Annotated in this window: 18 protein-coding genes and 1 tRNA gene; 17 read left to right on the top strand and 2 right to left on the bottom strand. The window is 28.9% G+C overall.

Annotated elements, in window-relative coordinates; translation table 11 throughout:
• Positions 1–91 precede the first annotated feature (91 nt).
• Positions 92–973, top strand: coding sequence for a proline iminopeptidase (gene pepI, locus HGPB_RS00095; protein ID WP_019131642.1), 882 nt, complete (start codon positions 92–94; stop codon positions 971–973).
• A 113-nt stretch (positions 974–1,086) separates the two neighbouring features.
• A complete protein-coding gene (locus HGPB_RS08395; RefSeq protein WP_019131641.1) occupies positions 1,087–3,036 on the top strand; it encodes an S-layer homology domain-containing protein in 1,950 nt (649 codons plus the stop codon).
• A 68-nt stretch (positions 3,037–3,104) separates the two neighbouring features.
• Here the strand turns inward: HGPB_RS08395 and HGPB_RS00085 are convergent.
• A tRNA-Cys gene (locus tag HGPB_RS00085) sits at positions 3,105–3,178 on the bottom strand.
• Positions 3,179–3,454: 276 nt separating this feature from the next.
• Between HGPB_RS00085 and arcA the strand changes: the two genes are divergently transcribed.
• The 13 genes from arcA (at position 3,455) to HGPB_RS00020 (ending at position 21,765) form a co-directional block, all read left to right on the top strand.
• The gene (gene arcA, locus HGPB_RS00080; protein WP_019131640.1) at positions 3,455–4,675 is read left to right on the top strand and encodes an arginine deiminase; all 1,221 of its coding nucleotides are present in this window, start codon (positions 3,455–3,457) and stop codon (positions 4,673–4,675) included.
• Between the two features lie 36 nt (positions 4,676–4,711).
• Positions 4,712–5,704 (top strand): ornithine carbamoyltransferase, encoded by a 993-nt coding sequence (gene argF, locus HGPB_RS00075; RefSeq protein ID WP_019131639.1) that lies wholly within the window; start codon positions 4,712–4,714, stop codon positions 5,702–5,704.
• 19 nt (positions 5,705–5,723) lie between these two features.
• Complete coding sequence (arcC, locus tag HGPB_RS00070; RefSeq protein WP_019131638.1) at positions 5,724–6,662, top strand: carbamate kinase; 939 nt, start codon at positions 5,724–5,726, stop codon at positions 6,660–6,662.
• 190 nt (positions 6,663–6,852) lie between these two features.
• Positions 6,853–7,875 (top strand): phenylalanine--tRNA ligase subunit alpha, encoded by a 1,023-nt coding sequence (gene pheS / locus HGPB_RS00065; RefSeq protein WP_019131637.1) that lies wholly within the window; start codon positions 6,853–6,855, stop codon positions 7,873–7,875.
• A 13-nt stretch (positions 7,876–7,888) separates the two neighbouring features.
• Positions 7,889–10,270, top strand: a complete 2,382-nt coding sequence (pheT, locus tag HGPB_RS00060; protein WP_019131636.1) for a phenylalanine--tRNA ligase subunit beta — start codon at positions 7,889–7,891, stop codon at positions 10,268–10,270.
• A 9-nt stretch (positions 10,271–10,279) separates the two neighbouring features.
• On the top strand, positions 10,280–10,825 hold the full coding sequence (locus HGPB_RS00055) for a cell division protein ZapA (RefSeq protein ID WP_019131635.1): 546 nt from the start codon (positions 10,280–10,282) through the stop codon (positions 10,823–10,825).
• Positions 10,815–13,172 carry a U32 family peptidase gene (locus HGPB_RS00050; protein ID WP_019131634.1) on the top strand — a complete coding sequence of 786 codons (2,358 nt, stop codon included), beginning with the start codon at positions 10,815–10,817 and terminating at the stop codon, positions 13,170–13,172. Before HGPB_RS00055 ends, HGPB_RS00050 begins: the two co-directional genes overlap by 11 nt.
• Positions 13,169–15,538: an endonuclease MutS2 gene (locus tag HGPB_RS00045; protein ID WP_019131633.1), complete on the top strand. Its 2,370-nt coding sequence runs from the start codon at positions 13,169–13,171 to the stop codon at positions 15,536–15,538. Before HGPB_RS00050 ends, HGPB_RS00045 begins: the two co-directional genes overlap by 4 nt.
• A gap of 21 nt (positions 15,539–15,559) precedes the next feature.
• The gene (gene argS / locus HGPB_RS00040; RefSeq protein WP_019131632.1) at positions 15,560–17,284 is read left to right on the top strand and encodes an arginine--tRNA ligase; all 1,725 of its coding nucleotides are present in this window, start codon (positions 15,560–15,562) and stop codon (positions 17,282–17,284) included.
• 540 nt (positions 17,285–17,824) lie between these two features.
• Positions 17,825–18,421 carry an S-layer homology domain-containing protein gene (locus HGPB_RS00035; protein WP_019131631.1) on the top strand — a complete coding sequence of 199 codons (597 nt, stop codon included), beginning with the start codon at positions 17,825–17,827 and terminating at the stop codon, positions 18,419–18,421.
• A 118-nt stretch (positions 18,422–18,539) separates the two neighbouring features.
• Positions 18,540–19,742, top strand: coding sequence for an aconitase X catalytic domain-containing protein (locus HGPB_RS00030; RefSeq protein ID WP_019131630.1), 1,203 nt, complete (start codon positions 18,540–18,542; stop codon positions 19,740–19,742).
• Position 19,743: 1 nt separating this feature from the next.
• Positions 19,744–20,157, top strand: coding sequence for an aconitase X swivel domain-containing protein (locus tag HGPB_RS00025; protein WP_019131629.1), 414 nt, complete (start codon positions 19,744–19,746; stop codon positions 20,155–20,157).
• A gap of 441 nt (positions 20,158–20,598) precedes the next feature.
• Positions 20,599–21,765 (top strand): ABC transporter substrate-binding protein, encoded by a 1,167-nt coding sequence (locus HGPB_RS00020; protein WP_019131628.1) that lies wholly within the window; start codon positions 20,599–20,601, stop codon positions 21,763–21,765.
• Positions 21,766–21,844: 79 nt separating this feature from the next.
• On the opposite strand, the gene HGPB_RS00015 is transcribed toward HGPB_RS00020, so the two are convergent.
• A complete protein-coding gene (locus tag HGPB_RS00015) occupies positions 21,845–23,920 on the bottom strand; it encodes a stalk domain-containing protein (RefSeq protein WP_019131627.1) in 2,076 nt (691 codons plus the stop codon).
• An 89-nt stretch (positions 23,921–24,009) separates the two neighbouring features.
• Between HGPB_RS00015 and HGPB_RS00010 the strand changes: the two genes are divergently transcribed.
• Together HGPB_RS00010 and HGPB_RS00005 are read left to right on the top strand one after the other, a co-directional pair.
• Complete coding sequence (locus tag HGPB_RS00010; protein ID WP_019131626.1) at positions 24,010–24,765, top strand: hypothetical protein; 756 nt, start codon at positions 24,010–24,012, stop codon at positions 24,763–24,765.
• A gap of 12 nt (positions 24,766–24,777) precedes the next feature.
• Positions 24,778–25,878 carry a tetratricopeptide repeat protein gene (locus HGPB_RS00005; RefSeq protein WP_019131625.1) on the top strand — a complete coding sequence of 367 codons (1,101 nt, stop codon included), beginning with the start codon at positions 24,778–24,780 and terminating at the stop codon, positions 25,876–25,878.
• Positions 25,879–26,020: the final 142 nt, after the last annotated feature.

Raw genomic sequence — 26,020 nt, 5'->3', positions numbered from 1 at the left:
TTATAATTAAATTATTAAAAATACTTAAGAAATAAATATTATTTGATAATTATTATTAATATATTTATAATAAATAATTATAGGAGGGAATATGAGAATACAAGAAGGATATATTGATTTTAAAAATTACAAAACTTATTACAGAATAACAAATCCACAAGCTAAAAAATATCCACTTCTTTTTTTACATGGCGGACCAGGATCTACTCATAATTATTTTGAAGTTTTTGATGAAATAGCAGAAGAGCTTGATAGACCACTAGTTATGTATGACCAAATTGGTTGTGGCAAATCTAGCATGGAATTAGACTCTTCTAATTTTAATCAAGAATTTTGGACTCAAGAATTAGAAAATTTAAGAGAAAAATTAAACTTAGAAAATCTTCATATTCTTGGACAATCATGGGGAGGAATGCTTACTCTTTCTTATTGCATAGATAGAAAACCAAGAGGACTCGAATCTTTAATCTTATCCTCAACCTTATCAAGTGCAAAATTATGGAAAGAGGAACAATACAGACGCATTTCTTACATGGAAAAAGAAAAACAAGAAATAATAAAAAAAGCAGAAGAAAATGATGACTATGACAATCCTTTATATAAGGAAGTTGTAGATGAATTTATGGAAAAATATTCTGCATCAAGTCCAAAAGAAAGCGATCCAGAATGCTTAAGAAGAAATAAAAATGCAGGAAGAATTGCCTATATAAAATCCTGGGGACAAAATGAATTTATGCCAACAGGAACTTTATCAGGTTTTGACTACACAGATAGACTATCTGAAATAAAAGTCCCAAGCCTTATAACATCAGGATCTATGGATTTATCATCTCCTTATATTTCAAAAATTCTTTTTGATAATATAGAAAATTCAAAATGGGAACTTTTTCAATATTCGAGACATATGCCATTTATTGATGAAAGAAAGAAGTATTTAAAAGTACTCATAGCTTGGCTTGATAATTTTAAATAAAATTTAATATTTATGGAATCATTGCAATATACTTGTAATAATTTTAGTTTTCTAACTATGATATAATGAAATCCAAGAATATTTTTTTATGATTTATCGAATAGGAGGTAAATATGATTAGAAAAAATTTCAAAAAAGCACTGGGCGTATCTTTATGCGCAACAATTTTATTATCAAACTCAGTGTTTGCTAAAGAATTTAAAGACGTAACTAAAAATGGCCCTTATGGTTGGTCATATAGTTATATTGATGAACTAAGTGATAAGGGTGTTATCGATGGATACCCAAATGGTAACTTTGAACCAGACAGAGCAGTTAGCTTTGAAGAAACTTTAAAATTATTAAAAGGTGTTATTAATGCACCACAAGATGAAGTAAATAAAGCAGTGGAAAAATATGGAGATGACCTTACTAAAATAGGAGTAGCTTCATGGTCTAAAGAATCAGTTGCACTAGCAATTGAAAGAGACATAATCACTCTTGATACAGTAAAAGAGGCTAAACAAAAAGGATTTATAAATCCAGATAATCCAGTATTTCCTGATAGAAATACAATTTCAGTTTATTTTGCAAGAGCTTTAAAACTACCTGCAAATGGAGATCAATCTTATTTAAGACATGATGATAAGGATAAAATTCCAGCTTCTACTAAAGGATATTTAGCTTCATTAGTTAAGGCTGGCATCTTCTCATCAACTGGATCTGATGGAAAATTTGAAGGAGAACGCCATATAAGAAGAAGTGAAATGGCGAAAATCACTAAGCTTTCTTATGATTATAGCAAGGCAGAAGGTCTAAACACAGAAACTAAAACAATGACAGCAACTGTTATCCTTTCAACAAATATTAATAATCAAGATACAATAATTGTTGAATCAAATAACAAGAGATATCAATTTAGGGTTAACTCATCTACTATTTATAAACAAGGTGAAACAAGCCTTAAATTCTCAGATATTAAACCAGACCAAGAATTAAAAATAACTTATGCTACACTTTCAGATAAGACTGCAGAAGGTTTAGCTAAAACTATTGAAATTACTAATTCAAAAGTTGATTTAATAGCTTATGTAAGAGGAGTTTCTAATGGTTCAGTTACTTTAAACTATTCAAGCAATAAGGATGTAGACCTTTCAAAAGATTCTAGATTTACTACAAATAAAACTGAAACATTCAAGACTGACTCAAACTCTAAAATCTATAAATATGGTCAATTAATAAAGCTTAGTGACCTATATGTAGATGATATTGTAGAATTTAAAGCTGATAAAAATAATATAATTAAAGAAGCTCAAGTTTATCCAAAATCTACAAGTGTAAGTGGTACTATTACAAGCGTTTCTAGTGCAACATCAGCAAATACAAGAGAAAAAATAACAATCAAGCTTTCTGATAATAAAAACTATACTTTCTATGGCAACTCAAATCAAAATGACCCATGGTTTAATAATTCTTTATTTAAAGATTTAAAAACTGGTCAAAATGTTACGCTTTCTCTAAACTATAAATTTGTAACATCAATTGGAGACCAAAAACAAGATAACTATGGTAAAATTGAAAATGCCAGTATGTATGTTTCAAAAAGAAATGATGGAAGAATTGGGGAAATAAGTTTTAAAACAAATAATGGAAGAAATGTTTATTATATAACTGATCAAACTATTTTTAGAACTCAAAGATTCAATAACCTTCGTCTATCTCAAATAAACGAAAGAGATTTAGTAGGTTTAACAGGAAAGATCTCTCTTAGAGGTAATGATGTTACAGAGTTTATAGAAGTTGATTCTAGTCAAAGATTTGATGCTATAGCTAAAGTTATTGATACAAGAACACTATATAATTTTGGTCAAAGAGAACATGAATATACTATAGAAATAGTTAATCCTGGAAGATCTTCAAGCATGAAAAAAGGTGAAGAATATGTATTTTCTTCAAATAGTATTTTAAACAAATATGATTATTTAAGGATTACAGGATACAAAGAATATTCAAACATTTATGGCAACCAATTAACTAACGTTCAAGTTAAGATTGTTGATGGGGATTACGGCCAATTTTATTAAAAAGAGAAAGTGCTAAGTTTAACTTAGCACTTTTTTTATGCAAAAAAATAGGCCTCATAATGAGGCCATGGAGGCGACAACCAGATTTGAACTGGTGATAAGGGTGTTGCAGACCCGTGCCTTACCACTTGGCTATGTCGCCATAGATCTTTTATAGAATAACATAAATTTTACAAATAGACAAGTGAATAAATTAAATTTAATAAAATTTATAAAAATAAGAAAAAATTATTAAATTTATGAATAATTTCTGATAAAATATAAAAAATTTATAAAAAAATAGTATAATTAAGAATTAGTGCCTTAGTATTGATAAATTATTAACATAAATATGTAAATTTATTATTAATTTATATATTTTAATAAGGGTATAAGATAGGTGTAGTAATTGTCTTAGTAGAAAAAGGAGTATGATGTTGTGGCTATTCATGTTACAAACGAGATTAAAACTTTAAAAAAAGTATTATTACATAGACCAGGCAAAGAATTGTTAAACTTAACTCCAAACACATTAAAAGAGTTGTTGTTTGATGACATTCCATTTTTAGAAGAAGCCCAAGAAGAGCATGATAATTTTGCTAGAGTTTTAAAAGAAAATGGAGTTGAAGTAGTTTACTTAGAAGATTTGATGACTCAAACCTTAGATCAAAATCCGGGTTTAAGAGAAAAGTTTTTAAAACAATTTATCACAGAGGGTGGAATATATACAAAAAAATATAAAACTGCTTTGTTTGAATTTTTAAATTCCATTAAAGATAATAAAGAACTTATTTTAAAAACAATGGAAGGGGTTAATCTAAAGGAAATAGATACAACTGAAAAAGATTCCTTAGTAGACCTTGTCAGTCCACCATCAAAAATGGTTCTTGCACCAATGCCAAATCTTTACTTTACGAGAGATCCATTTGCTTCTGTTGGTGACGGAGTAGTCTTAAATAAAATGTACTCTAAGACTAGAAACAGAGAAACAATCTTTGCAGATTATATATTTAAATATCACAAAGATTATAAAGACAGAGTTGAGATGCTTTATACTAGAGATGCACCTTCTACAATAGAGGGAGGAGACATATTAAATATAAACGAAACAACTCTTGCCATAGGTATTTCTCAAAGAACACAGGCGGATGCGATAAGCGACTTAGCTAAAAAGATATTTTATGATTCAAATTCTAAAATTAGAACTATACTTGCCTTTGACTTACCAGAATCTAGAGCTTTTATGCACTTGGATACTGTTTTTACACAAATTGACTATGATAAATTTACTATTCATCCAGGAATTCTAGGGACTCTTAGAGTTTTTGAAATAACTAGGGCAAACAATGAAGACGAACTTACAATAAGAGAAAAACATGATACTCTTGAACATATTCTAGAAAAATATCTAGAAAGAAAAGTTGAGTTAATTCTTTGTGGCGGAGGCGATGAAATAATCGCAGCTAGAGAACAATGGAACGATGGGTCAAATACACTTTGTATAAGTCCAGGAAAGATTATTGTTTATTCTAGAAATACTGTTACAAATGATATATTAAAAAGCAAGGGTCTGGAAGTTCTTGAAATAAAGGGAGCAGAACTTGTAAGAGGTAGAGGCGGCCCAAGATGTATGAGCATGCCACTAGAAAGAGAAGACTAAAACTAATAAACTATAATTATTTTGCGGGAGGTAAAAATGCCAGTTAATTTACAAGGAAGAAGTTTTTTAAAGTTATTAGATTTTACATCAGAAGAAATTAGATATTTACTAGAATTATCTAAAGAATTAAAAAAATTAAAACTAACTAGAACACCACATAGATACCTAGAAGGTAAAAATATCGTACTATTATTTGAAAAAACTTCAACTAGAACTCGTTGTTCATTTGAAGTTGGAGCACACGATTTAGGAATGGGAGTAACATATCTAGAACCTGGAACATCTCAAATGGGCAAAAAAGAATCAATTGAAGATACAGCTAGAGTACTAGGAAGATTTTACGATGGTATAGAATACAGAGGATTTTCACAAAAAGTTGTTGAAGAAATTTCTGAAAAAGCAAAAGTTCCAGTTTGGAATGGTTTAACTGATGAATTCCACCCAACTCAAATGCTAGCGGATGTTTTAACCATTGAAGAAAATTTTGGAAATGTAAAAGGACTTAACTTAACCTATATGGGAGATGCAAGAAATAATGTTGCAAACTCATTAATGGTAGTATCTGCAAAACTTGGTATGAATTTCACAGCTTGTGGACCAAAAGATTTAATGCCTGAAGAAAAATTAGTAGAACAATGTAGAGAAATAGCAAAAGAAAATGGATCGACAATAACTTTAACTGACGATCCAAAAGAAGGAGCAAAAGGGGCTCACGCTATATATACAGATATTTGGGTATCAATGGGAGAACCAGATGAAGTTTGGGAAGAACGTATAGAACTTCTAGAAAAATATAGGGTTGATAAAAAAATAATGGATATGGCTGATAAAGATGCAATTTTCCTTCACTGCCTACCATCATTCCACGACACCAACACAATTATAGGAAAAGACATAGCTGAAAAATTTGGAATAAATGAAATGGAAGTTTCAGACGAAGTTTTTGAATCTAGCAAATCAAAAGTATTCGATCAAGCAGAAAACAGAATGCATACAATAAAAGCAGTAATGTATGCTACTTTAAAATAATTATATAAGAGTGGTATAGATGGCAAAACGAATTGTCATTGCTCTTGGGGGTAATGCTTTAGGGCATACTCCCTCAGAGCAAATAAGAATTGTTAAAAACACAGCAAAAACTATTGTAGACCTAATTGAAGATGGTAATGAAGTTGTAATTGGTCATGGAAATGGGCCACAAGTTGGGATGATAAATTTAGCTATGGAATATTCATCAAATAGTCCTATGTCTACACCGTACATGCCTTTTGCAGAGTGTGGAGCTATGAGTCAAGGCTATATTGGTTACCAACTTCAACAAGCAATAGAAAATGAACTGAAAATAAGAAAAATCAGTAAAGATTGCTGCACAATAGTAACTCAAGTTCTTGTCGATAAAGATGATCCTGCTTTTAAACATCCAACAAAACCAGTTGGGGCTTTTTATAGTAAAGAAGAAGCTAAAAAATTTGAAAATGATAAAGGTTTTATTTTCACTGAAGACGCAGGAAGAGGATACAGAAGAGTTGTAGCTTCTCCTAAACCTCAAAAAATAATAGAATTAAATAGCATTAAAACTTTGATTGCAAGTGGAAAAATAGTAATATCTTGTGGTGGCGGGGGAATTCCCGTTGTAGAAAGTGAACAGGGCTTAAGAGGAGTAGCAGCTGTAATAGATAAGGATTGGTCATGTGCAAAACTAGCCCTAGACCTAGAAGCGGATTCTTTATTAATACTAACTGCTGTTGATAAAGTTTCAATTAATTTTAATACAAAAGATCAAGTAGACTTAGATAGCTTAAATTTAGAAGAAATTGATAAATATATAGCTGAAGGAGAATTTGCAAAAGGTTCTATGCTTCCTAAAATTGAAGCTTGTAAAAATTTTATTATGAATGGAAAAGAAAATTGTCATGCAATAATTACATCTCTTGAGAGAGCTGACCAAGCATTAAAAGGAAGAACAGGAACAATTTTAGAAAAATAAATATTTAAGTGTTAAATCGTTATCAAATTATTAATTTATAATTTAGATGACGATTTATTTTTTATTAAAATTTAGATAGAAAATAAAATTTTAAAAATGCTTTTATTTTAACTTAAGAGCTGGCTCAAACATTGAAAATATCTGCTTTTAATGCTATAATGCTAGGGATGATGAGCAAATGGAGGATATGATGAAGGATAAAATTTTAGAAATAAAAAATCAAGCAAATTTAGACTTAGACAATTCAAATGACTTAAAAGATATTGAGCAAGTAAGAATAAAATATTTAGGAAAAAAGGGAATGTTAACAGCAGTCCTAAAAGAAATGGGAAAACTTTCCAAAGAAGAAAGACCAATTATAGGCTCACTTGCAAATGAAGTAAGAACTGGAATAGAAGAAAAAATTAAAGAAAAGACTGAAGACTTAAATCAAAAACAATTAGAAAAGAAATTAAACGAAGAAAAGATTGATATAACATTAGATAAAAAGACTAATTTAATTGGACATAAACACCCATTAGTTGAAACAATTGAAGAACTTGAAGATTTGTTTATAAACATGGGCTTTATGGTTTATGATGGTCCAGAAATTGAAACTGTTGCAAATAATTTTGATTTACTAAATGCTCCTAAGAACCATCCATCAAGAAGTAAAAGTGATACTTTTTACATAGATGATAAGACTTTACTTAGAACTCAAACATCACCTGTTCAAATTAGGGCTATGAAAGAACACGGAGCTCCTATCAGAATGGTTTGTTCAGGAAGAGTTTTTAGATTTGATGAAGTGGATGCAACTCACTCTCCAATGTTCCATCAATTAGAAGGGCTAGTTGTTGATAAAAATATTTCTATGGCCAATCTATTTGAATATTTAAATTATTTCGTTAAATCATTTTTTGGCGATAATATGAAAACTAGATTTAGACCTCATTATTTTCCATTTACAGAACCTAGTGCAGAAGTAGATGTTACTTGTACAGTATGTGGTGGCGAAGGTTGTAGCGCTTGTAACAATACTGGTTGGAGTATGGAACTTCTAGGTTGTGGTATGGTTCATCCTAATGTTTTAAGAAACTGTGGCATAGATCCAGAAGTTTATTCAGGATTTGCTTTTGGAATGGGAATAGACAGAATAGCTATGGTTAAATATAAATTAAACGACATTAGGTTGCTATTCGATAACGATAACAGATTTTTAAATCAATTTTAGTTGGAGGTTTTATATGTTATTACCTGTTAAATGGTTAAGAGATTATGTAGATATAGATGCAAGCACAAAAGAAATATCAGAAAAGATTACAGATACAGGTTCCCATGTTGAATCTATTGAAGATAGATCTGTTGGACTAAGTAATGTAGTTGTTGGAAAAATTTTAAAAATAGAAAATCATCCTAATGCTGATAAGCTTGTTATTTGTACTATTGATACTGGTGATGAAGAATTAACAATAGTTACTGGTGCAAAAAATGTATTTGAAGGAGCAATTGTTCCTGTTGCAAAAGTTGGAGCTAAACTTGCTAAGGGTATGGAAATTAAAGACAGTGAACTAAGAGGAGTAGCATCACATGGTATGCTTTGCTCACTTGGAGAATTAGGACTTGATTCTAGCGTAATAGCAAAAGAATATAGGAATGGAATTTATATATTCCCAGAAGGAACAGAAATAGGTCAAGATGCCATAAAAGCCTTAGATTTAGATAGTGAAATTATTGAATTTGAAATCACACCTAATAGACCGGACTGTCTAAGCATTATTGGTATGGCTAGAGAAACTGCAGCAACTTTTGACATAAAATTAAAAGAACCAGAAATTAAATTCCAAGAAGAAGATACAAATATTAAAGAAGTTTTTAATGATGTAAAAATAGAAACTTCAAATTGCAGAAGATTTTATTCAAAAGCAATTAGGAATGTAAAAATAGAAGAATCACCACTTTGGATGCAAAACTATCTTATGGCAGCAGGAGTTAGACCAACTAACAATATAGTTGATATAACAAACTTTGTTATGCTTGAATATGGACAACCTCTTCATGCCTATGATTTAGACAAGATTGAAACAAAAGAAATTCTAGTAAGGATGGCAAAAGAAGGCGAAGAATTACTAACTCTTGATAATCAAAAAAGAAAATTAAAAAATACAGACATAGTTATTAGTGATGGTAAAGAAGCTATAGGGCTTGCTGGAGTTATGGGTGGTTTTGATACTGAAGTAACAGAAAATACAGTTAATGTTTTATTGGAAGGTGCAAACTTCGACCAAGACTTAATAAGAGATACAGCAAGAAGACTTCAATTAAGATCAGAAGCATCAGCTAAATTTGAAAAGGGAATAGACCCTAATATAGCTAAAATTGGTGTAGATAGAGCAGCTCAACTTATAAAAGATTTTGAGGCTGGAGAAGTTTTATCAGGCTGCATAGATGCTTATGAAGATAGGGCAGAAGAAAAAGTAATAAAACTTAGACCAGAAAAAGTTAATAAATTAATTGGCTTTGAAATTAGTCCACAAGAAATGGTAGATCTTCTTGAAAGATTAGAAATTAAATCAAAAATAGAAGGCGACCACATTGTTTCAATAGTTCCAACTTTTAGATTAGACTTATCTATCGAAGAAGATTTGATTGAAGAAATTGCAAGAATTTATGGCTATCATAATATTGAACCAAAGCCTCTTGAAGGAACAGTTACGGTTGGTGGAAGATCAGCACTTAGAAATCTTGAAATAAGAATAAAAGAATCCTTATTTACTCTTGGATTTAATGAACTTATAACCTTCTCATTTGTAGGAGATTCAAATTTTGATAAATTAAATCTAAAAAAAGATAATAAATTAAGAGATGCTGTAAGAATAATAAATCCACTAGGTGATGAATTTAGTGTCATGAGAACAACATTAATTTCAAATCTACTAGAAAACTTATCCTACAATGAACACAGAGACAATAATAATGTAGCAGCATTTGAATTTGGAAACACATTTAAACCAGAAAATGGAGACCTACCAAGCGAAGAAAAGAAATTGTCTCTAGGTTTTTATGATATAGGCGACTTCTATTACTTAAAAGAAGCAGTTAGAGAAATTTTCTGGAAAATAGGTATTAAAGACCTAGAATTCAAAAGAGCAAATGTAGAATTTCTTCACCCAGGAAGATCTGCAGAAGTTTATTATAATGGAGTTAGCTATGGTGTATTTGGTGAAGTTCATCCAAATGTATTAAAGAATTTTGATATGAAGAAAAGAGCCTTTGTTGGGGAACTATTAGTTGAAAGACTTCTTGATTTTGCAATTCCAAACTATATTTATAAAGAACTTCCAAAATATCCTGCAACTAAGAGAGACTTGGCATTTATCCTAGATGAAGATGTAGATAGTTATTCAATAGAAAAAATTGTTAAGAAAAATGCTAAAGATTTATTAGAAAAATACGAAGTTTTCGATGTTTATACTGGCGAAGGTATAGATGATGGAATGAAATCTCTTGCTTTTTCAGTAATTTTTAGAGCTAATGATAGAACTCTTAAAGATGAGGAAGTTAACGAAATTATTGAAAAAATAATTGAAGATATAACAAAAGACCTTTCTGGAAAGCTAAGAGAATAAGGAGGAAACATGAGCGATAAAAGAGTAAAAGTTTCTATAGATGATATGAATTTTTATGTAGTAGGAGAAAATGATTCCATTTATGTAAAAAATTTAGCAGATGATCTAGATTTAAGAATAAAACAAACACAAAACTCAAATTATAAATTAAACCAAGCTCAAAGTCTTATACTTACAGCTCTTAATATACTAGATGAAAAAAACAAGGCTATTAGTGAAGAGAATTCAATTAAAGAAGTAAAAGATAATGATGATGTTTTTAGAAAAAATGTAAAAGAATTAGAAGAAATTAAAGACCTAAATAAAAGATTAGAAGATAAAAACTCACTTTTAGAAAAAGAAATTGAAAAATTAAATAAAAAACTATCCAATGAAAGAGAAGAAAATCAATCTTTTACATCAAAAATTGAACTTCAAAATAAAGAGTTAGAGGATTTAAAGGCAAAACTTGCTGAAGTAAAATCTGAAAAAGAAGTATTAGAAAAACAAATTTATGAATCTCAAAAAAGAATTATAGATTTAAATAGAGAAATTGAGAGCTTAAATGATAAATAATAATATTGAAATTTTAGCACCTGCTGGTAATACTGCATCTTTTGAAGCAGCAATTAAGGCAGGTGCTAATGCTGTTTATTTAGGGGGTAAAAACTTTTCAGCAAGGGCAGGGGCAGATAACTTTTCTAAACAAGACCTAATTGATGCGGTAAATTATGCTCATTTAAGAAATGCTAAAGTTTATGTAACAATAAATACTCTCCTTGATGATAGCGAACTAAGAGACAGTATTAAATTTAGTAAATTTTTATATGAAATTGGTGTGGACGGGATAATTATCCAAGACCTAGGATATTTTTATCTTTTAGATAAATCTATAAAAGAAATAGAAAAACATGCCAGCACTCAGATGTCTGTAAATAATATTTATGGGGCAAAAGAAATTGAAGAGATGGGATTTGACAGACTAGTTATAGCCAGAGAAACTGAATTAGATGAGATAAAAATGATTAAAAATCAAACAAATCTATCAGTTGAAGCCTTTATACATGGTGCTTTATGTGTCAGCTTTTCAGGCCAATGTTTATTTTCTTCTATGATCGGAGCAAGGTCAGGAAATAGGGGGAATTGTGCCCAAGCTTGTAGAAAAAAATACAAAATTATTGGTCTAGATTCAAAACTTTTATCAAATGATGCTTATTATTTATCTCCAAAAGATTTATCACTCTTAGATAAAATTGAAGATTTTGTTGGTCTAGGGGTTGATTCTCTAAAAATAGAAGGAAGGCTAAAAAGTCCAGAATATGTATATAAGATAGTTTCTTCCTATAAAAATTCTTTGGAAAATAATTTGAAAGAAGAAGACAAATTAGAAAGCAAACAAATTTTTAACAGAGGTCAAACTGAAGGACTAGCTTATGGTGATTTTGGTAGATCTTATATTTCAAGTGAAAAAGCGAATAACAGGGGAATTTTAATAGGACAAGTTGTAGAAAAAAATAAAAGTGGAGTCTTTATAGATTTAAAAGCTGATATAAATAAGGGCGATGGAATAGAATTTGACGATGGCAATCATAGTCAAGGTTTTAAGATAGATGAGGATGTTAAGAAAAATAAAAAAGCCTTTATTAAAAGTAAAAGAAATATATCGATAGGATCAAAAGTATACAGAACTTTCTCTAAAAACTTGGACGAAAAAATAAAAGATAGTTTAAATCAAAACAAAAAATTCAGACCAATTGCTATGGACTGTATTTTAAAACTTGATCAAGATCCAAAATTAAAAGTTTCATCAGATGGCTACCAAGAAACGGTTTCTCTTGATAAAAAAATCACTAAGGCAAGAAAAATTAGATTAGATAAAGAACAGATAATGGAATCTCTTAATAAACTAGGAGATAGCATATATTACTTAGATGAAATAAATATTGATATCGATGAAGATATTTTTATTAGCAAATCTGATTTAAATAAGTTGAGAAGAAAAGCCATAGAAAAACTAGATGAAAATTTTATAGAAAAAAGACAAGAAATAAAAATTGATGAAAATATTTTTAAACTGGAAAAAGAAGATAAGAAAAACAAAGAAAAGAAAAATCTAAATGTTGAAGTTTTTAACTATCAAGATTTATTAAAAATAGATTTAGAAAAAGTAGATAAGATTTATTATCCAGCAACTAGCATTGATGAAGATGTAATAGATTTTGTAAAAAATACTAATAAAAAGATATCTATTGTTTTGCCAAAATTTCAAAATTATAAACAATTAGAAGCTAGCTATTCTTTATATAAAAATAATAAAGAATATTTTGAAGAAGTTGTATTTAATAACTTGGCAAACATTAATATATTTAAAAATGAAAATATCAATAAGGTTGCAGATATTGGGCTAAATTGTTTCAATTCCTACAGTGTAAAATATTTACTCAATCTAGGGATAGACAGGATAATACTTTCTCCAGAATTAAATAAAAATCAAATTCAAAAAATAGCCAGTCATTATGGCAAAAAACTTGAAGTATTTAGCCATGGCTTACTTCCTGTAATGACAATGAGACATTGTCCTATGTCAACTGTTTTAAATTGCAAAGATAGCAGCAGATGTAATCAATGTAAATTTTCTAAAGGCTTTTACCTAGAAGATTCTCACAAGGAGAAATTTTTAGTAAGAAGAAATGACGATATTAGCGAATTATTTAATTCACACCCAATAATGTTTGGAGATAAAATCAAAGATCTTGATCTTGCTAATTTTAAAATATCTTTAAATTCAGATATAAAAGAAAGTATAAACTTATATTATAATATTATTAATAACAAAAAATTTGACCAGGATAGTTTGAAAAACAAACTTATAGATAGATACGGAGCTGTTAGTTTTGGACATCTAAACAGGGGGATTATATGAATAAACTAATAGAAAAATCGAAAAGAGTTTTAGAATTTGATAAAATAATTAATTTGCTAAAAGATGAAATTGTTTCAGAACTTGCAAAAGATTTAGCAGACAAAGAAAGCATATCTTTTGACGTTTCAGAAATAAATAAGCGGCAAGACCAATGTGACGAAGCAATAAAATTAATCATAGACAAATCTGAACCCCCACTTTTTGGAATTAATGATATTACCGCTTTAATAAAAAGACTAGACATTGGCGGGGTTTTAAATTCGGGAGAACTTTTAAAAATCTCAGATTTTTTAAGAGTATCTAGGTATTTAAAATCTTATTTAAATGTTGATGTAGAAGAATATACCTATCTTCCAAGACTTGCAGATGATTTATTTAGCTACAAAAAAATTGAAGACGATATTGATAGGGTTATAGTTTCTGAAAATGAAATATCGAGTAATGCCTCATCGAAATTATCTTCAATAAGACAACAAATAGCTAGAAAAAAAGTGGCAATTAAGGATAAGTTAAATTCCTTGATTACAGATGAAAATACAAAAAAATATATGCAAGATAGTTTGGTTACTATAAGGGAAGGAAGGTATGTTGTTCCTGTAAAACTTGAAAGTAAATCAAAATTAAAAGGGATAATACATGATAGGAGTTCCAGTGGACAAACAGTTTATATAGAGCCAATGTCTGTTGTTAATCTCAACAATGAACTTAGAGAACTTTATAATGATGAAAGAGAAGAAATAAATAGGATTCTCGAAGAATTATCTAGGAAGGTTGCTGAAAAAGGATATGAAATTTTAGGAAACCAAGAAATATTATCTTTAATAGATTTTATTTTTGCAAAAGCTAAACTTTCTTTAAAATTAAATGCAACAAGACCAATTATTAATCAAAACAGGTATATAAATTTAAAAGAAGCTAGACATCCTCTATTGGATGCAAAAAAAGTTGTACCAATAGATATTCATATAGGAAAAGAATTTAAATCACTTATTATAACTGGACCAAATACTGGAGGTAAGACTGTCAGCATAAAAACAGTTGGTCTCTTCGTGCTTATGACACAATATGGTCTTCATATTCCTGCTAGGGAAAACAGTGAAGTTGGAATTTTTGAAAATGTTCTAGCAGACATAGGTGATGAACAATCCATTGAACAATCTTTATCAACTTTTTCATCGCATATGATAAATATTGTTGAAATATTAAAATATGCAAATTCAAAATCTTTGGTAATTTTCGATGAGCTTGGAGCTGGAACTGATCCAACAGAAGGGGCAGCCTTAGCAAATGCAATAATGGAGAGCATGAGAAGAAATGATATAACCTCCATAGCAACAACTCACTACAATCAGTTAAAAATTTATGCTTTAACTACTGATGGAGTTGCAAATGCTTCTATGGAATTTAATGTAGATACTTTCTCTCCAAGCTACAAACTCTTGATAGGAGTTCCTGGAAAATCAAACGCATTTGAAATATCAAAACGGTTAGGATTAAGTCAGGATATAATTGAAGATGCTAGTGAATTTATAAGTGAAGAGTCTGTCGATTTCGAAAATGTTTTAAAATCTATAGAAAAAGATAGGAGCATTATCGAAAGAGAAAAACTCGAACTTAGAGAAGAAATTGATAAATATAAAGAAAACAATGAGAAATTAAAAAAAGAAATAGATAAGCAAAAAAATAAGCAAGACAGGTTAATTGAAGATGCAAAAACAGAAGCTAAGCAAATTTTATTAAATGCAAAAGAAAATGTTAGGCTTATTATGGATGAAATAAAAGAAGTAAAAGAAGAATTATCATCCGAACAAGCAAGAAGACTTCAAGATGTAAATGATACTTTAAGGAGTTCTCTTGATGAGACAATACCAGGTTCAAAAACAATAGAAATCAAAAAGGCAAAAGCGCCAATTAAATCATTAAAAGTTGGTGATAGTGTCCATGCAGATTCATTAAATGCTGATGGAACTGTTATTGATATTGATAAAAATGGAAAAGATGTCTTAGTACAAATTGGGATGATGAAAGTAAAACTTCCTAAAAATTCACTATCTAAATCAGATGTGCAAGAAGAAAGTCAAAAAAATAAAACTAAGAAATTAATAAGATCAAAATCAAAATATGTTAAATCTGAGATAGATATAAGAGGAAAAACTTTTGATGAAGCACAGCCAATAATTGAAAAATATATAGACGATGCTTATCTTGCTGGACTTAAAAGTGTTCGGATTATACACGGCAAGGGGTCTGGTGTATTAAGAGAAAAAGTAAAAAATTATTTAAAATCCAAAGCAAATATTAAATCCTGCAAAGACGCAGCCTACAATGAAGGTGGTAGTGGAGTTAGTGTTGTTGAATTTAAATAATTAATTTATAAAGGAGAAAATATGATTAATTTTAAAGATGAAATTATAAAAATTCTAGATCAAAAATTAAATGAAGATAAAGAAGTCATGACCAAGGAAGAAATATCAAATGCTATTGAAGTTCCGCCAACAAGTGATATGGGAGACTATGCTTTTCCAGTGTTTTCTTTAGCAAAAGTATATAGGAAAAATCCAAATTTAATATCTAAAGAAATAGCAGAATCAATAAAATCAGATTACTTTGAAAAGGTAGAATCAAAATCTGCTTATATTAATTTTTTTATAAACAAAGAAAAATTAGCTCAAACGGTTATTGATGAAGTAATTACTAAGGGCGAAGAATTTGGAAAAGAAGATGTTGGACAAAATAAAAATGTTGTAATTGAATACTCATCTCCAAATATAGCAAAGCCATTTCATATTGGGCACATAAGATCGACAGTAATAGGAGATTCAATAAAAAGAATATATAAATTTTTAGGCTATAATACAATTTCTTACAACCACTTAGGTGACTATGGAACTCAATTCGGTATGCTTATTGTTGCTATTAAAAAGTGGGGCAATAGAGAAGAAATTGCAAAAAATCCTATACCAGAACTGTTAAAATTATATGTAAAAATAAATCAAGAAGTTGAAAATGATCAAGAATTAAGAGATGAGTGTAGATCTTGGTTTGCAAAACTTGAAAAAGGCGATGAAGAAGCGGTTGAACTATGGAAATGGATCAGAGAAGTTTCTTTATTAGAATTTAATAGAGTTTATAAGATGCTTGATATTCAGTACGACACTTACAAGGGGGAATCTTTTTACTCTGACTTAATGCAAGCAGAAGTTGATCAATTAAAAAAATCTGGCGCCTTGGTTGAATCTGAAGGAGCTCAAATTGTTGACTTATCAAAATATGACCTACCTGTAGCCCTAATAATAAAATCAGATGGATCAACAATTTATATAACAAGAGATATAGCAGCTGCTCACTATAGACATGAAGAACACAAACCATATAAAAATATTTATGTTGTTGGATCACAACAAACACTTCACTTCCAACAATTAAAAGCTATATTAAAAGAAATGGGTTATGACTGGTCAGATGAAATAGTACACGTTCCATTTGGAATGGTTTCTCTTGAAGATGGAACACTTTCTACAAGAAAAGGTAGAGTAGTCTACTTAGAAGATGTTTTAAATAAGGCAACAGAAAAAGTAAAAGAAATACTAAGTCAAAGAGAAGAAGAACGTGGACAAAAAATTGAAAACAAAGATGAACTAGCAGCTCAAGTTGGAATCGGCGCAATTAAATTCCAAGAATTATTCAATCAAAGAATAAAAGACTACATGTTTTCTTGGGATAAAACTCTTTCTTTCGACGGAGAAACTGGACCATATGTGCAATATGCCCATGCAAGAATAGCTTCTCTATTAGAAAAAGGTGGATTTGACAAGAATGCTGAAGTTGACTATAAACTTTTAAAATCAGAAGATGAACATGAAATTATAAAGACTTTATACAACTTTACTAATGTTGTTATAGATGCTCATGAAAAATATGAACCATATTTTATAACAAGATACGTTGGAGATTTAGCTAGATTATTCAACAGATATTATGGTCATACTCAAATAATTACTGATGAAGATTCTGTATTAAAAAATACAAGGCTTATGCTCTGCTATGGAGTTAAAAATGTTTTAAAAGAAGGTCTTTACCTACTTGGAATACAAGCTCCAGAAAAAATGTAAATATAATTATTGGTTAAAAATTTCTTTGATAATTATTTTTGTAATAAAGTGTTTATGATAATCTAGATTTTAATGGAAGATTATAAAAAAAGAATAAAGCTTTGCAGATAATCTATAAGATATAATAGATAAAGCACTATTACAGTAAAAACAAAATTCAAGAAGAATAACTTAAAAATAAATTTAAAATAAAACTTAGACTCAAAGACCCTATAGAAGATTATAGGGTCTTATTTTTATTTCCAGTATTATTCAGAATGTAAAATAGTCTACGGATTATGAAAAGTAATTAAAATTATAATCAGTTTTAAAGTAATAAAAAAACTAGTAATTAAATTAGAAGAAAATATAAATTTTTTATAGCGGATTATTTGTATTTAAATTATATATGTATGATAAAGAAAAATATTATCTTTATCGCTGTATCAGATAATAAAATAAAAGCCTTTCTTTCTCGTTTTCAATGTTTTTTCTAGTATAATATTCTTAAGACAATAATATAAAAGTGATGAGAAAATTAAAAACCTAGGGGGAAATAAAATGAAAAAAAGAGTTATAGCTACACTTGCTTTGAGTACTATATTGCTAACACCAACAAATATTTTTGCTAAAACATTTAAGGATGTTAACAATGATGATTGGTATTATGGTGTTGTAAGTGAACTTACAGATAAGGGGATAATAAATGGATATGAAGATAATACATTTAGACCAAATAAGTCTGTAACCTTAGCTGAATTTTTAACATTAATGAATAATACAATAGGCGAGAAACAAGTTCCAAATACTGATCCTAACGACAATTGGTTCCAACCTACTTTTGACGAGTTAGTAAGCAAAGGTTTAGATATAGTAGACTATATTCAAGATCCTGACTATGATATTACAAGAAATGATATGGCAGAATACTTGTCTTTAGGACTACAAAAGTTGAAAAATGAGACACCAGATACTACAAGACCAAGTGGAATTAAAGATTTTGATAAAATACCTGAAGAATTTCAACCTTATGTTGCTCACTTGGTAAATGCTGGATATATAAAGGGTGACCATAATAATAATTTCAATGGAGATAGTCAACTAACAAGAGCAGAGACAGCAGTTATTATTAAAGCAATTAGTGGAGCAGTAAAATAATAAAAAAACTAAAATTAGATATATTAAGTTTAAAAGTTTATGACAAACACCTATAACTTAAAATCAAATGATTTCAGGGTTTGGAATTTCTTGGTGCGATAAAAAATAGGAGGGCTTAATGGAATTAACAAAATATCAATCTCAGATGTTAAATGGCGACTTTGGAAAAGGTAAAGCTATGGCTATAAAAATACTAGTTGCAATTGGAGAAAGTTTTGGTGCAAATAGACTAGTTCCAATAAAAAGAGCTCATATATCTTTAAGTGCACAGGGTGCCGATAGGTGGTTCTCAGAAAAAATGAATAAAGCGGGTGCCACTTTTGCGGTAAAACCCACAGTAAATCCAGGATACTCTCTATCTTATTTCAATAATAAAGATATATTGACAGAAGATGATATTGATAACATGCAAAGGGTTCATAATGCTTATAAGAATATGGGGGCAATAATGACTTACTCTTGCACACCTTACCTATTTGCCAATGTTCCAAAATATGGGGATATAGTTGCTTTTTCAGAAACTAGTGTAACAATCTATGCTAATTCAGTAGTAGGTGCTAGGACAAATAGGGAAAGTTCTTTCAGTTCTATGTGCTCAGCCATTACTGGTTTTACCCCAGAATATGGATTTTTGCTGGATGAAAACAGATATGGAGATACATTAGTAAGAGTAGAAGCAGATTTAGAAAGTGATTTTGATTATTCAATACTAGGTTTAATTTGCGGGGAAAAAGTCAATGGTATTCCAATCTTTGATGGAATAAAGAAAAATCCTAGTACAGAGGCTCATATAAACTTAGGTACTAATTTAAATGTAACTGGTTCGCATACTATATATCACATCTTAGGTTATACGCCTGAAGCTAAGAATCTTGAAATGGCTATGGGTAATAAAAAAATCAAAGAAGAGATAGTGATAACTAATGAAGATATAAAAGATTTTAAAGATAAAATAAAACCTAAAGAAAAAATTGACTTTATTATGTTTGGGTGTCCTCACTATACATTTGAGCAAATAAACAATGTTTTAGAAATGGCTAGGAGTAAAAAACCTAAAGTTCCTATTTGGATTTTGACATCACAGGCTTTAATAAAGTTATTAGAAGATATGGATTTAAGGAAAGAATTGGAAGCGTATAATATCAGTCTTGTTCCAAATACATGCATAGATGAAGAACGAGTTTGGAAAGATTTAAAAGGGAAAAATGGTTTATCTGATTCGCCAAAATGTTCATATTATATGTCAACTTTTAATGTTAAGATAAATGTTCTTGATGCAAAAGAATGTATGGAAATAGCTTCTGAGGGTGGTGACTTTTAAAATGAATAAATTTAAATGTAAAGTAATTTCTGGTGGAAAGGTTGAAGGAAAATTAATTTTTTCTAAAGAGCCAATTTTGTTTTACCACACAGACCCTAAAACTGGAAATATAATTGAAAAAGGTCATGCTCTTGAAGGAAAGAGCGTCAAAGATAAAATAGTTGTTTTTCCAAAGGGTAAAGGTAGTTCTGTAGTTCAAGCTGATGGCTTGTATAAACTTGATGAATGTGGGACAGGTCCCAAAGCTTTAATCGTTGAGGAACTTGATACTGTTCTTGTATCTTGTGCAATTGTTATGGAAATTCCCATGGTAACAGAGGTAGATAAAGAATTTTATAACCAAGTTTATGATGGACAAAAAATAACTTTAGATGCTGACAAAGGAGAAATTATAGTACAGCAACCATCAAAATAATATGGTCCTACTTATAAGTATATACATAAAGATATCTTTATTTTACTTCGAGTATCTCTTTAATGGATAAATTTATAAATATAAAAAATTAGGAATTTCTTAAATTATAGATATTATATGTATATAAAATATTTATATATTAGAGATCATTCTATGATTAGATACAGATGAAAAAATAGATCAATATCTCAATAGTAGAATAATAGATGAGAATAAGTAAATGCTCTACAATGTCTATTAAATTAATTGGTGTTGCTATTTTTTGAAATGTGGTATTATTTTTTATAGACATGAAAACTTCTTTAACTTGTATTAGTATATAGATTGGGATATTGAGTGAAGAAGAAAGATTAAATAACTTTTATAATAAGATTTTTGAAAAGTTATGTGAATATATGAGTATTTGAGTTCTACAATCGCAATTTAATAGGGGAAATCAAAATGAAAAAAACAATTTTAGCCTTATTTTTAATATTTTTACTGGCAGCCTGTAACAGCAATGTTAAAACTGGAGATAGTAATGATCCTAATCCAGCAGACAAGGAATCTGAAGTTATAAAAATTGGAGCGATAGTTTCAAAGACAGGGAAATCAGATATCTATGGAGATGCTGTAGATAAAGGAATTAAGCTAGCTATTGATGAAATAAATGAAAATGGTGGAATTGATGGAAAGAAAGTTGAATATATTTTAGAAGACGACAAGAGTGATCCAGTAGAGGCAGTAAAAGCTTATGACAAATTAATTGAAAAAAATGTCGATGCTATTGTTGGACCAATAAGCTCAGAAAATGCAAAAGCTGTTGCAAATAAATCTAGTCAAAAAAAGATAGCAATTATAAGTCCAACAGCAGGAAGCGAATCTATAACAGAAGATTCGGATAATATATTTAGAACTTGTTTTACCAATAGCGTACAGGGAGAGATTTTGGCTAATTTTTCAATAGATATTTTACAAGCAGAGAGTGCTTTTGTATTGAGAAATAAATCAAGCGACTATTCAAATGAAATTGCAGATGCATTTAAAGATCAATTTACACAAAGGGGATTAAAAATCCTAGCGGATGAAGGATATGAAGAAGACGATTTTGATATTAAAACTCAGCTGGAGAATATAAAAAAAGAAAATCCTGATTTAATTTTAATCCCAGAAAATTCTGAAAAAGATTTTATAATCGCTAAAGAAATAAGAGAAGCTCAAATAGATGCAAAAATTATTGGATCAGATGGCTGGGAAGGAGTTTTAGATCTAGCTGATAAAAATTCGGGAAAAGTCTTGGACTCTATATACTTTGCTAGCCACTATGCTGGTGATGATCAATCAGAAATAGTTAAAGAGTTTGTAGATAGCTACCAAGCTAAATATAAGAAAGTGCCATCGTCTTTTTCAGCTCTTGCTTATGATAGTGTATATATTTTGAAAAATTCTTTTGAAAAATCAAATTCTACTGATAGTGAAAAATTAATTGAAACTATAAAAAATATTGAGGTTGAGGGAGTAACTGGCAACATAAGATTTGATGAGAAAAATAATCCCTACAAATCAGTTGTCATTATAAAAATAGAAAATGGAAAATATAATTTTGATTCACTTGTTTCACCTGAATGATAATAAAATAAACGACAATTTTAAAATTGTCGTTTTTTTAATTCAAAAATGAATATATCTAATAAAATTTATTTAACAATTAGTTACTTGAGATTATAACTTGTCTTGCTGAATCATTATAGTCAACAGATAGTCCTAAAGATTCACTCACAAACCTTATAGGTACGAAAGTCCTTGAATCTTTAATAAAGGCTGCTGTGTCTATATCTTTCTTTTCATCATTTACCATAATATATTTTTTGTCAATTGGAATGATAATTTTTTGGTCGTTATAAGAAATTTCTACCTCTCTGTTAGATTCATTGTAATTAATTTCTGCATTTAAAGCATCCATTACAAATCTAATAGGTACGAAAGTTCTAGAATCTTTTATAAATGGAGAAGTATCCATCTTTTTGTCGACTCCATTAATAGTGTAATTTTTCTTATCTATTGTCATAACAAGATTCATTGAATCTTTGTCGTATAAGTCTATAGTTTTTACTAAATTACCAGCTTTTACTTTTAAAAGACCCTTGCTAAGACCATTAAGAGAATCTATAGTGAAATTTCCTCCACCATCAACAGAACCTGAAAATCCTTCAAGCTCAAAACTTAAAACTCTTGGATCTATATCTTTTTCAGTCTTATCATTTAAAACAGCCTTTACAGTAGCTTGGTAACTTCCGCCTTCAACCATTTTGGTATTGTTAAGTTTTATTTTTAAATCTTTTACTTTATCAAAGCCATAGACATTAACTTTTTTAACTTGTTCATAACCTGATTGAGTTACAAATTTAATTTCATTTTCTCCCTCAGCAAGAGCAAGATACCATTTTCCATTTAATAGACCTTTTTCTTCAGAAGCAGAGGATAGACTATAAGCAAAGCTATCAGCTTTTATAGGCTTAAGATTTTCATTCCAAGCTCCCTTTACAGAAAATTCTGCACTAGTTCCTACTAACATAGAGTCTGGACCATTTATCTTTAAACCAGCTATATTATTAGTGCTTGGAGCTGTATTATAAATACCAATTCCATTAACTACTTTTCTTTCAGCAGCATTTTTTTCTGGATTTATAAATCTAGTTCTTTCAAAGTCACCAAGATTTTTAGCAACCATGGCAGTTGATCCACCGCCATCAAGGTTAAGTGCTTTATTTGCTCCAATTGAAACCATGAAATCCGACAAATTAGGAAGTGACATCCCAGCAGATCTCTTTGTTCTACCTTCAGCACTTGCTATATATAAAGTTTTTCCATCTTTTGAAATACCAGCGCAAGTTCTTGCCCTAACTCCACCTAGAACATTGATATCTTTAGTATATTTTACAACTTGTCCATTATTAACAAGTAGAGCATGACCACCAATTAAGAATTTAAAATCTTTTTTAGGACTTATACTATAGTTAATAGCAATTTGGTCGCCAATTTTTACATTTTGTTTTATAAAATCATAAGCTTTTCCGTCAGCTTGTAGAATTAATTTTCCATCAGGAACTGGGAAATTAAAGTTTTTCCCTTCGCTAATTTGTTCAACTACTCCATTTGCATTAACCAAAATCTCACTGTTTGTTTTTTCTCCCCTTGATTTTGATGCCCAAAAATCATTATATAAATTCAATTTATCTTGGTGAGAATATTCATTAGTGTCTTCATACCAATAGTAAGATTTATTAAGACTATCAAGTTTAAAGGTTTTTCCATTTTTCGCCTTAACATTACCAGTAAAAGTTATTTGTTCAATACTAGCAATATTGTCTTTTGTTATTCCTAAAGAATAAAGTCCATTATAGTAAACAGGAGATGTTTGTAATTTTCCACCCACTATAGAAGGACCTTCTGGAGATCCTTGAAGTAAGGTATTAAAAAAGTCTCCATTAACAAGAGCTGTTGCATCAGTTCTTTTAGCCATTTGGCTTACAGTTGCTCTTTGGGTATACTTTCCATTACCAGCAACAACTTCAATTCCCACATAAGGATTATTTAAATCAATCTTTAGCAAATTTATATAAGTATTTTTCTTATTATAATTAACAATGTGTTCCTCTCTAACTACACCTGGTGCTATTTCTTCACTACTATTAACTTTTGCAAAAGAAGTGCCATTAAAAGATAAGGCCACAATTAAAGCAAGAATAATACTAGTAAAAAATTTTTTAAAATTATTAAACATATTATAAATTTCTCCTTTCATATACAATAAGTATATTATTTATTGATTATTTTCTCAAATAATTTGTATAATAACATCAGGAGGAAGTTATGGATATTTTAAAAGATTTAAAATTAGTTTACTCAAAAACAGTTCAAATAAGTAAAGATCTTATAATAAAAAATCCGATAGTATTATTTTTACCTATGATTTTTACTTTAATATTAAATTATCTTGAAAGCTCTAGTCTATCGGGGCTACTATTTTATAATTCTTTGCTAGGCAGTTTGATATATGCTTTAATTTACTCTGCTATAATGTCTATATATTTTTCTGTATTATCAGACCTAGTATATTTTGGAAGAATAAAAATACAAAATATATTTAACACAAGAAACTTTAGTAATTATTTATTTAATATATATTTTGTAGTATTTGTATATTCTTGGGTGAGTTTATTTAGCAGTAATTTTTATTTACTTGGATTGATTTTATATATAGTATTCAATCCAATAGCAGAAAGCATCTACATTAAAGACAAGCAATATATAGAAAGCTTTACTTATACATTAAACTTTATGAAAGAAAACATCTTGCATTGGTTAATTTTACTAATAGTATATGGAATCTTATCAAGTCTTATACTATCTCCAAATGCAATAATAGAATCTATCTCAAAACAGGACTATATAAATATAAGCTTAGGATTTAAAACTTATCTTCCAAGCTTAAATAATACAGACAACTTAATAAGATATATAATATTTTATTTATTAACAGGCGTATATATAGTATTTAGAGCAAGCTTATTCAATATATTAAGCAAGAGCACGTTAAGAAAAAGAAAATATATGGGAAGTATTTAGTTAGGAGAAATAATGTACCTAAAAAAACAAGTAGATAAGAGACTAAAAGACATAGTTTTTATAGAATTAAATAAAAATGTTGAGCTAAATGAAATTGAACTCAAAAAAGAAATAAATCTACCAGTAAGGCTAGATGGTCTTATTGAAGGAATAAAAGATAAATCAATAGATGAAAAAATTGATTTATCAAGAATTAATGAAGGGATAATATACCTATTAGGGATAGAAAAAGATTTTAGATTTAAAAATGAATATTTAAAAATTATAAACTTTGCAGTAAAAGACATAAAAGCTTTGATTCTTTATCTTTCATCACAAGCAGCTAACTTAGATGACAACATTGCTTCTTTTATTTATTTAAACTCATATGATAACTTCATTGAATACGATCTAGACCTAGAATTTGCTAAGGCAAATATAAAAGAAGCTATCTATAATAAGGAATACAAAAACCTATCAGAAGAAGAGCAAAAAGAATTTTTAGAAGACATAGCAAATGATTATGAAGACATACTAAATCATAGTGAAGAATATATATTAGCCTATTATAGACTAGGTTATATATATAGGAACTTAAATTATTATTTAAAATCTAAACTTTACTTTGAGAAATTTTTAAACAATTCTGAAGATGAATATGAAGAATTAAAAGATGAAATAAGGGAAGACCTAAAAGAATTAGATGACTATGCAAACCTGGAAGCATCTGAATCATACATAGCCTATGGAAAATTAGATAAGGCTTATGAAAGTTTAAATAATGTATCAGACCTATATCCAGAAAAAGAAAAACTACATTATTATAAAGCGTTAACTACTTTTGGGCTTGGACTTCTTGAAGAAAGCTTAGAGCATATCAATCAAAGTCTTAACTACAATGATGAAGTAGAGGAATATTACAATTTAAAAGCTCAAATTTATTTAAATCTAGAAGATCTAGAAAAAACAAAAGAAACTTATAAAGTTGGAATAGATAAATTACCAGAAAGTTATCTATTAAATTATAACTTTGGAATATTTTTATATAACATCAAAGATCAAGTCTTTAAGCCATATCTTGAAAAAGCATATGAATTAAATCCAAATGACCAGATAAAATCTTTATTAATTTAGAAAAAAGCCTTGACTTATTTTTAATAAATAGTAAAATATTAAAAGTCAGCTCAAGCTGATTACATTATAAAATATTGAAATGAATATATTGAAAAAAATAAGTAAAATAATTTCTAATTTTACTTGACAATACATTATACTT

This window comes from Peptoniphilus obesi ph1, from assembly GCF_000311865.1.
GTDB lineage: Bacteria > Bacillota > Clostridia > Tissierellales > Peptoniphilaceae > Peptoniphilus_E > Peptoniphilus_E obesi.
The sequence above is the reverse complement of the archived record's forward strand: the minus strand, read 5'-3'. Positions and strand labels throughout refer to the sequence as shown.

Bases quoted from the DNA above. Each gene is read 5' to 3' on its own strand.
- pepI (WP_019131642.1), top strand. From the start codon at position 92: ATGAGAATACAAGAAGGATATATTGATTTTAAAAATTACAAAACTTAT.
- HGPB_RS08395 (WP_019131641.1), top strand. From the start codon at position 1,087: ATGATTAGAAAAAATTTCAAAAAAGCACTGGGCGTATCTTTATGCGCA.
- argF (WP_019131639.1), top strand. From the start codon at position 4,712: ATGCCAGTTAATTTACAAGGAAGAAGTTTTTTAAAGTTATTAGATTTT.
- arcC (WP_019131638.1), top strand. From the start codon at position 5,724: ATGGCAAAACGAATTGTCATTGCTCTTGGGGGTAATGCTTTAGGGCAT.
- pheS (WP_019131637.1), top strand. From the start codon at position 6,853: ATGAAGGATAAAATTTTAGAAATAAAAAATCAAGCAAATTTAGACTTA.
- pheT (WP_019131636.1), top strand. From the start codon at position 7,889: ATGTTATTACCTGTTAAATGGTTAAGAGATTATGTAGATATAGATGCA.
- HGPB_RS00055 (WP_019131635.1), top strand. From the start codon at position 10,280: ATGAGCGATAAAAGAGTAAAAGTTTCTATAGATGATATGAATTTTTAT.
- HGPB_RS00050 (WP_019131634.1), top strand. From the start codon at position 10,815: ATGATAAATAATAATATTGAAATTTTAGCACCTGCTGGTAATACTGCA.
- HGPB_RS00045 (WP_019131633.1), top strand. From the start codon at position 13,169: ATGAATAAACTAATAGAAAAATCGAAAAGAGTTTTAGAATTTGATAAA.
- argS (WP_019131632.1), top strand. From the start codon at position 15,560: ATGATTAATTTTAAAGATGAAATTATAAAAATTCTAGATCAAAAATTA.
- HGPB_RS00035 (WP_019131631.1), top strand. From the start codon at position 17,825: ATGAAAAAAAGAGTTATAGCTACACTTGCTTTGAGTACTATATTGCTA.
- HGPB_RS00030 (WP_019131630.1), top strand. From the start codon at position 18,540: ATGGAATTAACAAAATATCAATCTCAGATGTTAAATGGCGACTTTGGA.
- HGPB_RS00025 (WP_019131629.1), top strand. From the start codon at position 19,744: ATGAATAAATTTAAATGTAAAGTAATTTCTGGTGGAAAGGTTGAAGGA.
- HGPB_RS00020 (WP_019131628.1), top strand. From the start codon at position 20,599: ATGAAAAAAACAATTTTAGCCTTATTTTTAATATTTTTACTGGCAGCC.
- HGPB_RS00015 (WP_019131627.1), bottom strand. From the start codon at position 23,920: ATGTTTAATAATTTTAAAAAATTTTTTACTAGTATTATTCTTGCTTTA.
- HGPB_RS00010 (WP_019131626.1), top strand. From the start codon at position 24,010: ATGGATATTTTAAAAGATTTAAAATTAGTTTACTCAAAAACAGTTCAA.
- HGPB_RS00005 (WP_019131625.1), top strand. From the start codon at position 24,778: ATGTACCTAAAAAAACAAGTAGATAAGAGACTAAAAGACATAGTTTTT.